This window comes from Persicimonas caeni (assembly GCF_006517175.1).
In the GTDB taxonomy this organism is placed as follows: Bacteria; Myxococcota_A; Bradymonadia; order Bradymonadales; family Bradymonadaceae; genus Persicimonas; species Persicimonas caeni.
In genome coordinates this window covers 2313825-2329486 of record NZ_CP041186.1, presented here as the reverse complement: position 1 = coordinate 2329486, position 15662 = coordinate 2313825, and the positions used below count along the sequence as shown (strand labels likewise).

The following is a 15662-nucleotide window of genomic DNA, read 5'->3' as shown; positions in this document are numbered from 1 at the left end:
CTGAGTACATAGGGGCACGGAGAAAAGCTTTGTTGTTCTCCCCGTGTCCCCGTGCTCCCCGTGGTAAATCCTCCTTTGGGGCAATAGACTATGGCAAATCTGAGAGACAAATACGAAGTCGTCATCGGGCTGGAGGTGCACGTCCAGTTGCAGACGAAGTCGAAGATCTTCAGCTCGGCGTCGGCGGCCTATGGGGCGCAGCCGAATACGCAGGTCAGCGAGGTCGACCTGGGGCTGCCGGGGGTGTTGCCGGTGCTCAATCGCACGGCGGTCGAGTATGCGATGCGGGCGGGGTTTGCGCTCAACTGCGAGGTGCGCGAGTGGAGCCAGTTTGCGCGCAAGAATTACTTCTATCCGGACCTGCCCAAGGGCTACCAGATCTCGCAGTTCGAGTACCCGTTGTGCGAGCACGGCCACCTCGACATCGAGCTGGAGGACTCCGAGGAGAAGAAGCGTATCGGCATCGTGCGCATTCATATGGAGGAGGACGCCGGCAAGTCGACGCACGTCGAGGATCGGCCGTATAGCCTGGTCGATCTGAACCGGGCGGGGGTGCCGCTCATCGAGATTGTCAGCGCGCCCGACATGCGCTCGGCGGACGAGGCGGTCGCCTACTTGAAGGAGCTTCGCAATATCGTCGTCTACCTGGGCGTCTCCGACGGCAACATGCAGGAGGGGTCGTTTCGGTGCGACTCGAACGTCTCCATCCGGCCCAAGGGCCAGGAGGAGCTGGGCACGCGCACCGAGCTCAAGAACATCAACTCGTTCAAGTTCATCAAAGACGCGATCAACTACGAGATCGACCGCCAGATCGAGCTCGTCGAGGCGGGCGGGGAGGTCGTCCAGGAGACGCGGCTATACAACCCGTCGAAGGGTGAGACGTTCGCGATGCGCTCCAAGGAGGAGTCGCACGACTATCGGTATTTCCCGGAGCCCGACTTGCCGCCGATTGTGATCGACGAGGCGTGGCGCGAGGAGGTGCGCGAGTCGCTGCCGGAGCTTCCGGCCGAAAAGCGCGCGCGCTACCAGGAGGAGTACGAGCTGAGCGCCTACGACGCCGGCGTGCTCACCGACGACCGGCTCCTGGCCGAGTATTTCGAGCAGGCCGTCGACGCCTACGCGGACAACCCGAAGGGCGTGGCCAACTGGGTGATCAACGAGCTGCTGGGGCGCCTGGACGCCCAGACGACCATCGAGACGGTCGCGGTGCGCCCGCCCGAGCTCGGCAAGCTCGTGCGTCTGATCGACGAGGACGTCATCAGCGGCAAGATCGCCAAGCAGGTCTTCGAGGAGATGCTCGCCTCGGGCGGCGATCCGGAAGAAATCGTCGAGGAGAAGGGGTTGAAACAGATCTCGGACGAGGGCGCGCTCGGCGAGATCATCGACGGCATCATCGCGGATAATCCCGACCAGGTGGCCACCTATCGGGAAGGGAACACCAATATCGTCGGTTGGTTCGTCGGGCAGGTCATGCGAGCCACCAAAGGACAGGCTAACCCCCAGCTTGCCAATGAAATGCTACGAGATCGCCTCGACGAAGATCGGTGAGTTGGTTCTTGGTTCTTGGTTCTTGGTTCTTGCGAATCGAGGTCTCTTGCTCATTCATAACGGCAGTGACTCTCGAAAATTACTGCAGTCCAATCGAGCTGCACGTTTCAGCCGTCAAGAACCAAGAACCAAGAACTAATAACCGGTTCAAAAAGCCTGTTGTTGTTCAAAAATCATAAGATCTACGTGAGATTCTGGAGGAACAAATGGAAACAGCAGTAGCACCGGTTCAGTGGGTCGGAGCGCTCGACCGCGGGCACCTGAAGATGCTCGACCAGCGCTTGTTGCCGGCTGAAGAGCACTGGCACGAGATGTCGACCTACGCCGAGGTCGCCGACGGCATTCGCGACATGGTCATTCGCGGGGCGCCGGCCATCGGCATCGCGGCAGCTTACGGGGTGGCGCTGGCCGCTCGCGTGCTCGCCGTGGAGGCCGAGCGCGACGAGATCGAAGAGAAGCTCGAAGACGTCTACGACCACCTGTCGAAGACGCGCCCCACGGCGGTCAACTTGTTCTGGGCCATCGAGCGCATGAAGCGCACGGTCGCCGAGAGCTCGGAGCTCGACGCGCCGGCGCTCGTCGCGCGCCTCTTCGAGGAGGCCGAGGCGATCTTCACCGAGGACCGCGACAATAACCTGCGCATGGGCCGGCTGGGCGCCGACTTGCTGCCCGAGGGCGCCAAGGTGCTCACCCACTGCAATACCGGCGGGCTGGCCACCGGCGGCTACGGCACCGCGCTGGGCATCATCCGGGCGGCGCACGCGGCCGGCAAGCTCGAGCACGTGTGGGTCGACGAGACGCGGCCGTACCTGCAGGGCGCGCGGCTGACCGCCTGGGAGTGCATGAAAGACGAGATCCCGTGCACGCTGATCACCGACAGCATGGCCGCGCATTTTATGAAAGAGGGCGAGGTCGACGCGGTCATCGTGGGCACCGATCGAGTGGTCGCCAACGGCGATATCGCCAACAAGATCGGCACCTACGGGCTGGCGGTGCTGTGCAAGCACCACGGCATCCCGTTCTACGTGGCCGCGCCGGTCTCCACGATCGACTTCGAGGCGCAGTCGGGCGACGAGATCCCCATCGAGCAGCGAAGCGCGCGTGAGGTCACCCACATCAAAGAGCAGGCGATCGCCCCCGAGGGCGTGCAGGTGGCGCACCCGGCCTTCGACGTCACGCCGAACACGTTGGTGACCGCGATCATCACCGAAGAGGGCGTCGTCGAGGCGCCGTATCGCCCCAACTTGGCGAAGTTGCGGGAGTCTTGATATATTCGGGCCGACGTCACCTCTCCTGCAGGCGAGTACATGGTAGAATCGCGAAAAGGTCGCATCCTCAGTCGCTTGAAGCGCTCGCTGGCGCTCAGTGCGCTCGCTTGTCTGCTCGGGATCTTGGGCTTGCTCGGCATTTCGGGCACGGCGCTCGCTCAGGAGTCGGCGGATCAGCAGCCGGCTGAAGGCGCGGCTGAAGAGTCGTTGGAGCGCAAGAATCTCGGGTATGTACTGCTCGGAACGGCCTGTGCGCTGGGTCTGGGCATGTTCGGCGGGTATTTCTTCGTGCGTCGCCGGCAGCGCCGAGAGCAGGAGCTTTTCGACTTCGACGGGTTCGCCCCCGTCACCGAGTCCGACTTTTCGAACCACCGTCAGGTTGCAGCCTCGGGCCGGCGAAGCGAGGGGGCCTCGGAGCAGAAATCGGGCGCGCCCGACAGTGTGCTCGAGGCGCTGGGCACCTCCGAGGTCGGCTTTACGCCCCAGCAGCAGTTCGCCGAGCCCAAGCGCGAGTGCCCCAAGTGCTCGCGTACCTTCCCCGCCACCATCTTGGTCTGCCCCTACGATTCGACGGCGCTTCGGCCGGCCCACAAGCCGCGGCGGCGCCGACGCGCCCAGAGGGCCGACGGCCTCGAGCGGCTGGTATGCACCGGCTGCGAGCGCCGCTACCCGCCAGGCGTCGACTACTGCTACCACGACGGCCTCCCGCTGATGCAGGACACCCGCGCTCGCGCCGACAACGCGCCGGCGTTCAAAGCCTGTGAGAGTTGTGGATGGGAAGGGGAGGCCGACGACGAGATGCTCTGCCCGAACGACGGCCACGAGCTGGTCGAGATCGACCCGTCGGACTCCACCCACGTCCAACCGGCCATCCCGCTGACCATCTGCCCGACCTGCCGCGAATACGGCGCGCCGGGCGTGGCCTTCTGCCCCAACGACGGCGAAGTGTTCATGCCGGTGGTCAACATGCGCGTGACCGAGTTCCCGGCGCGCGGCTTCGGCCCCCGCCGCAAGGTCTGCGGCGAGTGCGGCGCCGAGCACGGCGGCCACGCGGCCTACTGCAGCAGCGATGGGAGCAAGCTCGTTTCGTTGAATTGAGCCTAGAGTGAGTCAAAGCTATGCGGGGCCCCCCATCCGCTTCGCGCTAAACTACGCGCTCAGCACCTTCCCCGAGGGGAAGGGATTTCCTTGCGAAAAGCGACCAATGTGGTTCTAGCTAAGGAATCCCTTCCCCCGGGGGAAGGTGCCCGGAGCGAAGCGCAGGGCGGATGGGGGGCGCCGCAAAGCTATGCCTTCCGTACTACGCACCCAACTCACGCAACACAGCGTCGGTGAACTCTTCGGTGCTCGCCGAGCCGCCGAGGTCGCCGGTGACCTCTTCGCCGCGGCCGACCACCTTATGGGTGGCTTCGCGCATGCGCTGGGCTTCGGCGTCGTAGTCGAGGTGCTCGAGCATCATCACCGCGGCCATCATGATGGCGGTGGGGTTGGCTTTGCCCTGGCCGGCAATATCCGGCGCGGTGCCGTGCACGGCTTCGAACATCGCGCAGTTCTCGCCGATGTTGGCGCCGGGGGTCACGCCCAGGCCGCCGACCAGACCGCTGGTCAGGTCGGAGAGGATGTCGCCGAACAGGTTGGTGCTGACGATGACGTCGTATTGCTCGGGGTTGGTCACCAGCTTCATGCACATCGCGTCGACGATGACCTCGTCGTACTCGATGTCGTCGTAGCGGTTGGCGACCTGGCGGCCGACCTCCAGAAACAAGCCGCTGGTCTCCTTGAGGATATTGGCCTTGTGGATGAGCGTGACCTTGTCGCGGTTGTGGCGCCGGGCATATTCGAAGGCGAATTTGCAGATGCGCTCGGAGCCGTGGCGGGTCACCAAGATGATCGACTCGGCGGCGGAGCGGTTCGGCGGGATGGTGTGCTCGATGCCGATATAGGCGCCCTCGGTGTTCTCGCGGATGACCACCAGGTCGAGGTCGAGGTCGCTAAAGCGGGTGTTGACCCCTGGAATCGCACGCGAGGGGCGCACGTTACCGTACAGGTCGAAGTGCTTGCGGATGGCGACGTTGACGCTGCGAAAGCCTGCGCCGATGGGCGTCTCGAGCGGGCCTTTGAGGGCCACGCCGGTCTCGGCGATGCTCGCCAGGGTTTCTTCGGGCAGCGGGGTGCCCAGCTTTTCGAAGGCGCCGGCGCCGGCTTGTTGCTCGTCCCATTCGATGTCGACGTCCAGCGCGCCGATGACGCGCAGGGTCGCCTCCATGATCTCGGGGCCGATCCCATCACCGCGAATCAGAGTAACTCGTTTGCTCATTGTCGACTCCTTGGTTATTGCCAGGCCACACCCGAACGCAGCGACACGACGGGACGCGCCTAGAACTCGTTAATTTTATCTGGGTGACGGGCAACTTCGCCTTGCCCGTGCAACTCGCATACATTTTATAGGCATGCTTGGCCAGCCGTGATTTACCGTGTTAGTGGCAAGAGACGGCTGTGTATCCAAGGTTCTTAGGTATCTGGGACTGCAACGACGAGCGAACAACTATGAGTGACCAACCTGCGAGCGACCAACCTGCGAGCGACCAACCTGCGAGCGACGACCGGCGAGAGAATCGGATTCTGTACGGACGCATCGCTGTGAGCGTGGTGCTCTACGCGCTCTTTATCATATTCAGCACGAGCGCTGTGTTGACACGCTCACTGTCAGAAAAACCCTTTTTGCTCGGCGGGTTGCTGATCGGCGCGGTCTTCCTGCTGCCGCGCAACGCTCGGCGGGCAAAGAAAGACTTCGAGACGGCGAAGAAGTTGGGCAAGTGGCTCACCTTCGTACGTCTGGGCTACTTCCTGATCGCCGCGTTTTTGTGGTTTGGGCTGCCGGAGTTGGTCTAGAGCTGCTGTACGCCTTGCAGAGGAGCAGCGCCCTCTATTTGGGCAATTAAGGACATAAGGGTTGCGTATCGCGAAGGCGTCGCAATTCGCAGCCCCTATGTCCTTAATTGCTTATGTAGAAGGCGTTTCAGGAACCGAGGCGCCTCAAATTCAAACTCGAACCCACAAACCCTCGAACGAATCTCCTTCCGGGAAACCCTCCATCGTCGGGTAATCGGGCGCGGGCGGCGCGTCTTCGACGCTCGTAACCTTGCGTCCGGCGCGCTTGGCGGCGCGGCGCACGAGCTTTTCGAGCGGGTCGGAGGCGCGCTTTTCGTTGCGGCACACCAGCATCACGCCGTTGTCGGCGAGCAGCTCGAAGCAGTCGACGAGCAGGTCCTCGTAGTCCTTTTTGACCGACCAGAATCCCTCCGAGCCGGCGGCGGCCGTGGGCGGATCGACGATGATACCGTCGAAGGTCTCGTCCGAGCGCTTGAGATAAGCGCGCGCGTCGTCGGCGACCGAGCGGTTGAGCGACTGCGGCAGCCCGTTGAGGTCGAGGTTTTCCTCGAGCCAGGTCAGATAGCGCTGTGACAGGTCGTTGCTGACGACCTCGCAGCCCTCCGAGCAGAGCGCCACGGTGAACGCGCCGGTGTGACAGAATAAGTTGAGCCACTTTTGGCCCTCTTCGGCCATCTGGCGGAGCCGGCGGCGGTTTTCGCGCTGGTCGGCGAAGAACCCGACGTCGATCCCCTCCCACGGCTCACACCAATATTTCAGACCGTCCTCGACGCCCACGACGCGCTCGCCGGGGCGCACGTAGGACGCGCCTTTGGCGACCACGCGCGCCTCGGGCATCTCCTCGGTGCGGATATCGCGCAGGTGCTCGACCTCCAGAATCATCATCTCGGGGTCGAAATCGAGGATATTCTGGTAGACGCGCTCGCGGAAGCCGAAGGCGGTCGCGCCCACCAGCGTCGCCCGGAGCAGCGGGCCGACGCGGTCGAGCTGCAGGCCCGGCAGGCCGTCGGCTTCGCTGTGGATGAGCCGGAAGAGGTCGGTCTTCTGAGTCTGGCCGAGCAGGTCGGCGCGGCGGGTAAACGCCTCGTCGACGCGCATGTCGACCTCGTCGGCGAAGTATTCGGCCGCCTCGCGATCGCTGCTCCACACCCGCGCGGCGAGCTTGCCGGTGCCTTCGACGAGCGCAGTCGGACCGGTCGCCCCGTCGGTGCCCACGAGCTGGACGACGCTGCCGGGCGCCAGGTGCCCGCGGCTGCCGGTCTGGCGGTCGGCGAGCACCCACGGGTGGCCGTGGCGGGTGAGCACCTCGATGGTCTTGGCCGAGACCAGAAGCTCTTCAATCTCTTCTTTGCGGCGCTTGCTCTTTTTGCGCGGGATCTCTTCTTCCTCTTCTTCGGGAAGCTCGACCACCGGGTCGGTGGGCCACCAATCCTCGTCGGGGTTCCAGCTATGAGCGAGGTCGCTGCCCGCCTGGTACAGCGCCGTCACGCGTAGGCGAAGTCCGCCGTCGATCATATAGCCGCCGCGCTGCGCGTCGCCGAGCACCGGGATTTGCGCCTTGGCGAGCGCGTCGAGCACAAGCTCGACCGGGTCGGGCGCATCCTCGAACTCCGCCTGCTGGGGCATCGGGGTGAGCTGAAGCTCGGCGATGCCCTCGCGGATCTGGGTGGCGCTGTAGTCGATCGGTATGCCGTGCGCCGCCTCGATGCGCCCCTGGGCGCGCCCCGGCGTCGGCGTGAGCACCACCCAGGTGATCATGAGCTCGCCGGAGGCCCACGCCTCCAAAAGCTCGTCGGCATTCTGTGGATCATCGCCAAAGAGCCACGGCCCGCCTCCCTCGGCGGGCATCTCCCACACCGGCGTAAATGTGTCGCGGTCGAGCCCGAGCGTGTCGGCCAAAAACAAGACCGAGTTCATCGGGTCGTCGCGATCGAGCGTTCCGGGCATGCCGACTGGCTTCTCCACCACCACCCAGCCCTCGCCGCGGGCGAGCTCGGCCGCTTCGGGAAGCCCGAACGGCTCCTCGCCGGCGCCGACCGCGGCGGTGACCTCCTCGTCGGGCGAGGGCACCTTGTCTGGGTTCTTCGACAGCCGCTCGTTGATGCGCACGTTGCCGTCGGCGAACGCCTTGGCGAGCTGCTCCTCGGTGGCGTCGAGCCACGCGCGGCGCAGAAGCTGCGAGAGAGTCTTGGGGTGATGCTCGACGGGGACTTTGAAGGTGAGGTTCATAGGGGCTTTAAGGTTGAGGTCTTGTAGAGCTGCGAGCCTCGCCGGGGGGGCGCTACGCCGGTCGCGCGAGGCGCGCCCGGCTGAGCTTAGCCCCGGTGACGAGGTCGCATTTTCGACCGACTAGCATTCGGTGACGAGGTCGCATTTTCGACCGACTAGCATTCGGTGACGAGGTCGCATTTTCGACCGACTAGCACTTAGTCCTACGCCCTAGCGACCGAATCGGCAAATCGTTTTCAAGATCCCAACCTCATTGCCGGAAGCGAGCTCAATCTCGACCTCGTCACCGGGGGTAAGCAAAATCGAAGCGCCTTCGGCGCCTTCGATGAAGCGCACCCTCGGAAGGGTCGCAGCTCGTCAAACGGTCGCCTCGGAAGCCTCGCCCCACCTCACGCGTTGCATCTATGCACCTATCGAGTACCATTGCGCTGAATGGCAATTCACAACTACCGGGTCTCACACGCTCCATCGCTCGAGAGACAAAATGAACAAGGAAAACCCAGAGTCGAATATCACTAAGGTGGTCACCGAGGCGCAGCCCGATGCCGTGCAGCCGGGGCAGGCGGAGGGCCGCAACGACCTGAAGGCGTGGGAAGCCTCGCAGCCGGACAACGCGTTCACCTCGGACACCCACTTCAAGCGACTGGTTCCGCTGTACGCGACCACCGAGTCGGCCGAAGATCTGACCGAAGAGCTCACCAAATTTGGCGCCGAGGTCGCCGGCCCGGTCGACAAGCTGGTGCGGCGCAACAACCTCAACGAGAACCTGCCGCGCCTGGACCGCTACAGCGGCATCGGCGAGCGCAGCGAGCAGATCGAGCACCACCCGACCTATCACGAGGCGGGCGCCTACATGTACGGCGGCGGCATGATGGCCGCGTACGCGCACCACCCGAACGCTACGGGCGTGCTGTCGCGCTTCTACATCTCGAGCTACAACGGCGAAGCGGGCCACAACTGCCCGGCCGCGTGCACCGCGGGCGTCATTCGCGTGCTCCAAGAACTCGCCCCGGACGATATCCGCGAGAAGTACCTACCGGGCTTCCTCGACCGCGACTACGCCAAGCACCTCGAGGGCGCGCAGTTTCTGACGGAAGTGCAGGGCGGAAGCGACGTGGGCCGGAACGCCTCGCGCGCCGTCGAGCAGCCCGACGGCTCGTACCGGATTTATGGCGAAAAGTGGTTCTGCTCGAATATCGACGCCGACATCTTCTTGATGACCGCGCGGTTCGAGGACGCCAACGGCAAGCCCAAGCAAGAGGGCACCCGCGGCCTGGGCCTCTTCTTCGTGCCGCGCCAGCTCGAGGACGGCAGCGTCAACCACTTCACGGTGCGCCGCCTCAAAGACAAGATCGGCACGCGCTCGATGGCCTCGGGCGAGTGCGACTTCCGCGGCGCGGTCGCCTATCACATGGGCGCGCCGAAAGACGGCTTCAAGAACATGATGCGCCTGGTCATCAACACCAGCCGCCTGTTCAACGCGGCGGCCTGCATGGGCATCGCGCGTCGGGCCTATGTGACCGCGCAGACCTACGCGGAGCACCGCGTGGCCTTCGACCAGCCGATCATCAACTACCCGCTCGTCCAAGAGACCTTGGCGAACGTCAAAGCCGAGATCGACGCGTGCATGTCCGGCACGATGCACCTTGCCTGGCTGCAGGACAAGCTGGACAAGGGCGAGGCGACGGACGTCGAGAAGGGCTTCTTCCGCATGGCCCTGAACCTCAACAAGGTGCGCACCGCCAAGTCGGCGCGCTACGCCGCCGTCGACGGCATCGAGATCTTGGGCGGCAACGGCGCCATCGAGACCTTCTCGGTCCTGCCGCGTATGCTGCGTGACTCCATCGTCACCGAGAACTGGGAGGGCACCCACAACACCCTGCAGATGCAGGTGATGCGCGACATGCAAAAGTACGGCGTGCACGAGGGCTTCTTCAGCCACCTCAACGCCCTGCTCGACGAGTGTGACGAGGCTGATTCGGAGCGCGTCGCGGCGGTCAAAGCCGGCCTCGGCGAGTCGATGAAAGCTTTGGGCAAGATCGCCCAGATGGACATGGGCCCGGCGACGCTCGCCATGCGCCCGCAGATGGACAAGTTGGCGTGGCTCTTCTACGCGACGGTCCGCCTGTGGGAGCGCGCCGAGTTGGGCGTCGAAGGCGACGTCGATACGGCGTCGGTGGACCAGTTCATTGCGAACCGGGTGACCGGCGAGGTCGACTATGTCGACGAGGGTGTGTTGGCGCGGCTGAATAAGGTTGCGCGCAGCCTTTGAGGTGCGTCTTCTTTGAGGCGCATTGCTGATGCGTAGCGATGCCCCCCGCGGCCTTCGCCGCTGCCCCCCAGGCGAAGCTCTGGGGGGCGTTATGGTCGACCTGGCATACGTGGTCGCAGGAGCGAAACTGCAGAAGGGGACCACCTGTGAAAGACCGACCATATCCACCCCCGTTGCCTCGCACGGGGGTGGCGGCGCGAAGGCGCCGGGGGGCATCGCCCCGAATCAGCAATGCCTGCAAATCCCTCCTCCCACCTTTACCTCCGCGCATCGCGTGGTATATTCCCCCGCGACAAGCGTCGAGCGCTTAGAACAACTCCAAAGTAGCAGAATTCTCACAAATAGAGTGACGTCATGAGTGATGCAAAGAAGCCGTGGAACGAGTCGATGCCCGAGGACCAATTTGCGCTGATGCGTGACATCCTCGCCGCTCCCAGCCCCGTGGGGCTCGAAGGGGCGATGACCTACGGCGTGCTCAAGCCGTACTTCGAGTCGTTCTCGCAGGACGGCTGGAAGCTGCACCAGTTCAAGGGCCACGCAGGCGTCGTGCTCGACACGCACCCGGGCCAGGACGAGATGTTCTCGGTCATGATCATCGGCCACGCCGACAAGATCCGCATGCAGGTGCGCTCCATTGGTGACGACGGCAAGATCTGGATCGACAGCGATTCGTTCCTGCCGATGACGCTCATCGGTCACGAGGTCAAGGTCTTCAGCGAAGATCCGGAGAATCCCGGCAACTACCGCACCATCGAGGGTGGCACCGTCGAGGCCTTGGGCGCGATTCACTTCGCCGACAGCGCGCTGCGCACCGGCGACAAGGGGATCAAGAAAGAGCAACTCTACCTCGAGCTGCAGATCCACGGTGAGAACAAAAAGCAGCAGATCGAAAACCTGGGCATTCGCGCGGGCGACTCGATCATCTTGAACCGCCCGATCAAGCGCGGCTTCAGCCCCGACACCTTCTACGGCGCGTATCTGGACAACGGCCTGGGCTGCTTCGTGGCCGCCGAGGTCGCCCGCCTCATCGCCGAGAACGGCGGCACGGACAACGTGCGCGTGATGTTCGCGATTGCGAGCTACGAGGAGATCGGCCGCTTCGGCAGCCGTGTGTTCGCCGGCGAGCTGAACCCCGACGCGATCATCGCCGTCGACGTCAACCACGACTACGTGGCCGCTCCGGGTATCGGCGACCGCCGGTTCACCCCGCTCGAGATGGGCAAGGGCTTCACGATGTCGGTCGGCTCGATTGCGAGCGAGCAGCTCAACCGCATCATCGAGACGACCGCCAAAGAGAAGGACATCCCGTTCCAGCGCGACGTCTGCGGCCGCGACACCGGCACCGACGGCATGGCCGGCGTGCTCGCCGCGGTCGACACGGCTGCGACCTCGATCGGCTTCCCGATCCGCAACATGCACACCATCTCGGAGACCGGGAACACCTCCGACGTGCTCGCCGCGGTCCACGCGATCGCCGAGTCGGTGCAGGCGATGGACGCGATGGACGACGGCAGCGGCAAGCTTCGCCGCCAGTTCCAGAACAACCACCCGCGCCTCGACCAGGCCGAGCCGCTCGGCCACCAGGGCAGCGACAAGCCCGAGGGCGAAGACGACTAAACGTGTGCTATTAGAGCGGACAAACGACGATTTGAGGGTCGTGTGAATCACCATAAATGGTGAATTGGACCCTATTAGAGCGGACAAACGACGATTTGAGGGTCGTGTCAATCACCACAAATGGTGAATTGGACGACCCTCAAATTGTTTTTTGTTTGCCCAAATAGACCGACGATATGACGACAATCCCTCCAAATTTACTAGACGAAGTAAGCCGCCTGGCACTGGTCGGCGTGGCGAAGAACTGCGGCAAGACGACCACGCTCAACTTCTTGCTCGGCTCGCCGGCGTGCGCCGATCGGTGTGTGGGGCTGGTGTCGATCGGGATCGACGGCGAATCGGCCGATTTGCTCATCGGGACTAAGAAGCCGCCGATCCACGTGAAACGTGGCCACTGGATTGTCACGGCGCGCGATGCGCTGGCCAAGTCGACTGCGCGGGTGGAGTACGTCGAGTCGCTCGGGTTCTCGACGCCACTCGGCGAGGTGCTCGTCGGAAGGGTCATCGAGGAGGGGACCGTGGTGTTGGCGGGAGTTCGCCACCGCGGAGATTTGCGCAAGGGCATCGACGTGCTCGAGAAGCACGGGGTCGATCTCGTGCTCATCGACGGGGCGTACGGGCGCACCGTGGCCGCCAAGGCCGAGCTGAGCGATGCGCTCATCGTGTCGACCGGGGCGGTGCTGTCGAGTGACGTCGACGAGATCTGCGCGCGCACCGCGCAGTTGGTCGACCGGCTGGCGCTCGCGGAAGTCGAGGAGGACTGGCAGCGCGAGCTCTTGGGCGAGGCGATCAGCCAAGACCGTTCGCTGTTGGGCGGACAGGGGGTCGAACCGGTCGAGTTGCCCTCGAAGAGCGCTCTTTTGGGGCTCAAACGAGCGGGGGCGTTGTGGACCGAGGAGATCGAGGCCATCGCCATTCCGGGGCTCGTGAGCGACAGCGTCGTCGAGCATTTGCTCGCGGTGACGGGGAAGGGGCGTATGCTGCTCGTGCCCGACGGCACGGTGCTGCAGGCTTCTGCGCGGCGGTTGGGGCGACTCGAGCGACGCTGGCAAGTGCGCGCCCTGCAGCCGGCTCGTATTCTGGCGTTGAGCATCAACCCCAGTGGCATTCAGGGGCACCGCGTCGATGCGGCCGCATTGGCGCACAAACTGCGCGAGCGTTGGCCACAAATTTGTGTCTTTAATCCCCTTCACTCGGCGGCCGCTCACGCGTAAGATAGTCGACGAGCAACATTTGTCGCCAATTTCTGCGCGGGTTTTTTGTGTGAGCGTGCCGGCCGATACGAGCTGGCATACGCGCGCGCCTCGAGGAGTCTTTTCGTGAGTGAATCGATCGAGCTCAGAACCAAACGCTTGGTTCGCGAGCTGCTGACCGTCCATCTCGATCCTTTTTTGATTTTGTTGGCCGAGGAGGGGGTCGCCGTCGCCGACCAGCGTCGCCGCATGGATGCGCTGGTGCGTGCCCTGCTCGACGTGGGCGTCGACGATACCCTGAGCGACGGGGGGCGCCCCGTGCCCGTGATGACCGACCTGTCGCAGTCGCCGCCGAGCATCCGCCTGCACAAAAAGCTGATCGACAACGTCGACGACTCCGAGTTGCTGCTCGCTTTCCAGCAGCCCGTCTCCGAAATCTTGGGGATCTCGCAGGTGGGCGTGGGCCTGGTGCTGCAGAGCCGCGACGACCGCAAGCTCAAGAGCCTGACGAACAAGGCCGCGCGTCAGCTCGGCGGCGATCGCGTCCACCTCACCCAGATTCCGGCGATCGTCGAGCAGCGCATGAGCCTGTTCGAAGAGCGGCTGAGCGATTTCGCCGAACAGTTCGGCGACAGCGTCTTTTTGCTGCTCAGCGGCATGGACGACTTCACCGAGAAGCTCAAGCGCGCCAAGCGCGGCTGGCCCGACTGGAGCGTGGTCGAGCGCTCGAGCTTCATGAAGGGCGCCGTCGAAGAGATCGGCGTGGCCGTCGAGGGCTTGGAGGACGCGCCCGACCCGGCGGCGCTCGTCGAGCTGTGCTGGGAGAGCCTGGCGCTGTCGCCGCAATCGTTCCTGCGCCACGCCGCCCAAAAGCTTCGCGCCGAGCAGAGCAGGGTGGACGTCGAGCAAGCGCTGCTCAAGCTGGCGCGCATCGTCGACGAGGAGAGCGGCGAGCTGACCGGGCAACTCCAGGAGTGGTCGGCTTATGGCGAGTTGGCGAATGCGTGGAGTGAGCTCTTCCGCGAAGAGCAGCGCGCCTTGGCCTTCGCCCCCGGCCGGCGAAGCACGCCGCCGGTGTCGGTCTTCGGTCTCCCGCTGCAGACGATGCGCTTGTGCGAGCCCGACAGCCTCCCGTGGGACGCGCCGCTGCTATCGTGGAGCATGCGCGAGCATAACGCGCTTCGCGACCTGCTCGTGGGCATGCGCCGCTCACTGGCCGAGACGCTCCCCAACTCCCACGGCGAGATTTGCGACATCACCACCAAGAGCGACGAGAAGCCGCTGCAGGTGGCAGTCGCCGACTCCGCGCTGCAAGTCCAGGTCGTGGCCGGTGAGCACTCCTTGCCCGACAACTACGACGAGTTGCTCGCCCGGGCGTTGCAGGCCAATCACCAGGCGATGCTCCGTCAGTTCGAGCGCCTCGAAGCTTCGCAGCGAAAGCGGCTGCTCCAGACGCTTCGATCGGCCTACGGCGGCTATTTCGGCGAGGCCAAGGCGGTGTGGGACCGCCGTTTTCAGGCGTGGCAAAAGTGGGACGAGCGCGAGGCGTTCACCATCTTGTGCACCGAGGTTCGCCACGTGCTCGGCGCGCAGGTGATCTTCGATCCCTTCCAGGACCCGCGCGAATCGCAGCTTCGCATGGTGCCCACGTTCACCGTGATCGTGCCGCGCCCCGAAGACACCGACCGCACGATGCTCCACGTGCCGCTGGCGGCCTTGCGAAATACCTTCCAGGACACGCCGGTGCGCGTGCGCGTGGTCGAGGTGTTCGACGACACCGACCAGTGCATCTGGGGCGGCGACCTCGATGTGACGCTGCAGACCGTCGAGGAGCACAAGACCGAGACGGTGCTCAAGTCGATCGAGAATGATTCGGTGCGCCTGCTGGTTTACGAATCGCTGATGTCGACCGGGCGGATTGGGTGATTTTGGTTGTGTGGGCATTGCAGGTGAGTGGCGATGCCCCCGGGGTGCCTCCGCACCCCCGGCCCCCGCGCGGAGCGGCGGGGGCCTATATGGTCGATCTATTCAAAGTGGTCGATTCTCGACCGTTCGCCCCTGAGACACTTCCGAGAAGCCGACCATAAAGCCCCCCGCCGCTCCGCGCGGGGGGGCCGGTGGAGGCCGGCCGGGGGCATCGCTACGAACCAGCCATCCGACCAAATAAGCACCATGACCGACCAAAACTGGAGCCTCTCCGAAGAGGTCGGCGGTCTCGACCGCCTCGACGAGATGATGCGCGACTTCTACCGTCGTCTCTTCGACGACGTCATGATCGGCTTCTTCTTCGTCGACACCGACCTTGACGAGATCGCCCGACTGCAGGGCGAGTACACCCGTGCTCGCCTCGGCAACGAGGACGTCGAGTACACCGGCAAGCCCATTCGGCGCGGCCACCAAGACCACCCCATCCTCGTCGGTCACTTCGACCGCCGCCACCAGATACTAAAAGACGTGCTGCAGGACTACGAAGTCCCACAGCACGTCTTCGATGCGTGGATCGATCTCGATTTGAAGCTTCGCGACCTGGTCGTTCGAACCGGCGGCGAGGCGCGAGATGAGATGTTGGGGGGAGGTAAGGGTGACTAAGGGGAACTAAAGGTGACTAAGGGTGACTAAGTGGAACTAAGGGGAACTAAGCAG

At 64.2% G+C, this 15662-nt stretch carries 11 protein-coding genes; 9 read left to right on the top strand and 2 right to left on the bottom strand.

Annotation, left to right across the window (positions count from 1 at the left end; genetic code table 11):
• Nucleotides 1-90 precede the first annotated feature (90 nt).
• The 3 genes from gatB (at nt 91) to FIV42_RS08655 (ending at nt 3914) form a co-directional block, all read left to right on the top strand.
• Nucleotides 91-1548 (top strand): Asp-tRNA(Asn)/Glu-tRNA(Gln) amidotransferase subunit GatB, encoded by a 1458-nt coding sequence (gene gatB, locus FIV42_RS08665; protein ID WP_141197291.1) that lies wholly within the window; start codon nt 91-93, stop codon nt 1546-1548.
• A gap of 206 nt (nt 1549-1754) precedes the next feature.
• Nucleotides 1755-2816 carry an S-methyl-5-thioribose-1-phosphate isomerase gene (gene mtnA / locus FIV42_RS08660; RefSeq protein ID WP_141197290.1) on the top strand — a complete coding sequence of 354 codons (1062 nt, stop codon included), beginning with the start codon at nt 1755-1757 and terminating at the stop codon, nt 2814-2816.
• A gap of 39 nt (nt 2817-2855) precedes the next feature.
• Nucleotides 2856-3914 (top strand): hypothetical protein, encoded by a 1059-nt coding sequence (locus tag FIV42_RS08655; RefSeq protein ID WP_141197289.1) that lies wholly within the window; start codon nt 2856-2858, stop codon nt 3912-3914.
• A gap of 202 nt (nt 3915-4116) precedes the next feature.
• Here FIV42_RS08655 and FIV42_RS08650 read toward each other — a convergent pair whose 3' ends face one another.
• Nucleotides 4117-5133, bottom strand: a complete 1017-nt coding sequence (locus FIV42_RS08650; protein ID WP_141197288.1) for an isocitrate/isopropylmalate dehydrogenase family protein — start codon at nt 5131-5133, stop codon at nt 4117-4119.
• Between the two features lie 230 nt (nt 5134-5363).
• Between FIV42_RS08650 and FIV42_RS08645 the strand changes: the two genes are divergently transcribed.
• Nucleotides 5364-5708 carry a hypothetical protein gene (locus FIV42_RS08645; protein WP_141197287.1) on the top strand — a complete coding sequence of 115 codons (345 nt, stop codon included), beginning with the start codon at nt 5364-5366 and terminating at the stop codon, nt 5706-5708.
• A gap of 150 nt (nt 5709-5858) precedes the next feature.
• On the opposite strand, the gene FIV42_RS08640 is transcribed toward FIV42_RS08645, so the two are convergent.
• Nucleotides 5859-7937, bottom strand: a complete 2079-nt coding sequence (locus FIV42_RS08640) for a class I SAM-dependent rRNA methyltransferase (RefSeq protein WP_141197286.1) — start codon at nt 7935-7937, stop codon at nt 5859-5861.
• Between the two features lie 484 nt (nt 7938-8421).
• Between FIV42_RS08640 and FIV42_RS08635 the strand changes: the two genes are divergently transcribed.
• The 5 genes from FIV42_RS08635 (at nt 8422) to FIV42_RS08615 (ending at nt 15608) form a co-directional block, all read left to right on the top strand.
• Complete coding sequence (locus FIV42_RS08635; RefSeq protein ID WP_168210506.1) at nt 8422-10209, top strand: acyl-CoA dehydrogenase family protein; 1788 nt, start codon at nt 8422-8424, stop codon at nt 10207-10209.
• A 354-nt stretch (nt 10210-10563) separates the two neighbouring features.
• Complete coding sequence (locus FIV42_RS08630) at nt 10564-11826, top strand: M20/M25/M40 family metallo-hydrolase (RefSeq protein WP_141197284.1); 1263 nt, start codon at nt 10564-10566, stop codon at nt 11824-11826.
• A gap of 176 nt (nt 11827-12002) precedes the next feature.
• Entirely contained in the window at nt 12003-13040 is a 1038-nt protein-coding gene (kamB, locus tag FIV42_RS08625) for a lysine 5,6-aminomutase reactivase subunit KamB (protein WP_141197283.1), read from the top strand.
• Nucleotides 13041-13145: 105 nt separating this feature from the next.
• Nucleotides 13146-14945: a hypothetical protein gene (locus FIV42_RS08620; RefSeq protein ID WP_141197282.1), complete on the top strand. Its 1800-nt coding sequence runs from the start codon at nt 13146-13148 to the stop codon at nt 14943-14945.
• Nucleotides 14946-15191: 246 nt separating this feature from the next.
• Nucleotides 15192-15608 carry a globin domain-containing protein gene (locus FIV42_RS08615; protein ID WP_168210505.1) on the top strand — a complete coding sequence of 139 codons (417 nt, stop codon included), beginning with the start codon at nt 15192-15194 and terminating at the stop codon, nt 15606-15608.
• Nucleotides 15609-15662 lie beyond the last annotated feature (54 nt).

Excerpts from the sequence above, each read along its gene's own strand:
- gatB (WP_141197291.1), top strand. The coding sequence starts at position 91 with ATGGCAAATCTGAGAGACAAATACGAAGTCGTCATCGGGCTGGAGGTG.
- mtnA (WP_141197290.1), top strand. The coding sequence starts at position 1,755 with ATGGAAACAGCAGTAGCACCGGTTCAGTGGGTCGGAGCGCTCGACCGC.
- FIV42_RS08655 (WP_141197289.1), top strand. The coding sequence starts at position 2,856 with ATGGTAGAATCGCGAAAAGGTCGCATCCTCAGTCGCTTGAAGCGCTCG.
- FIV42_RS08650 (WP_141197288.1), bottom strand. The coding sequence starts at position 5,133 with ATGAGCAAACGAGTTACTCTGATTCGCGGTGATGGGATCGGCCCCGAG.
- FIV42_RS08645 (WP_141197287.1), top strand. The coding sequence starts at position 5,364 with ATGAGTGACCAACCTGCGAGCGACCAACCTGCGAGCGACCAACCTGCG.
- FIV42_RS08640 (WP_141197286.1), bottom strand. The coding sequence starts at position 7,937 with ATGAACCTCACCTTCAAAGTCCCCGTCGAGCATCACCCCAAGACTCTC.
- FIV42_RS08635 (WP_168210506.1), top strand. The coding sequence starts at position 8,422 with ATGAACAAGGAAAACCCAGAGTCGAATATCACTAAGGTGGTCACCGAG.
- FIV42_RS08630 (WP_141197284.1), top strand. The coding sequence starts at position 10,564 with ATGAGTGATGCAAAGAAGCCGTGGAACGAGTCGATGCCCGAGGACCAA.
- kamB (WP_141197283.1), top strand. The coding sequence starts at position 12,003 with ATGACGACAATCCCTCCAAATTTACTAGACGAAGTAAGCCGCCTGGCA.
- FIV42_RS08615 (WP_168210505.1), top strand. The coding sequence starts at position 15,192 with ATGACCGACCAAAACTGGAGCCTCTCCGAAGAGGTCGGCGGTCTCGAC.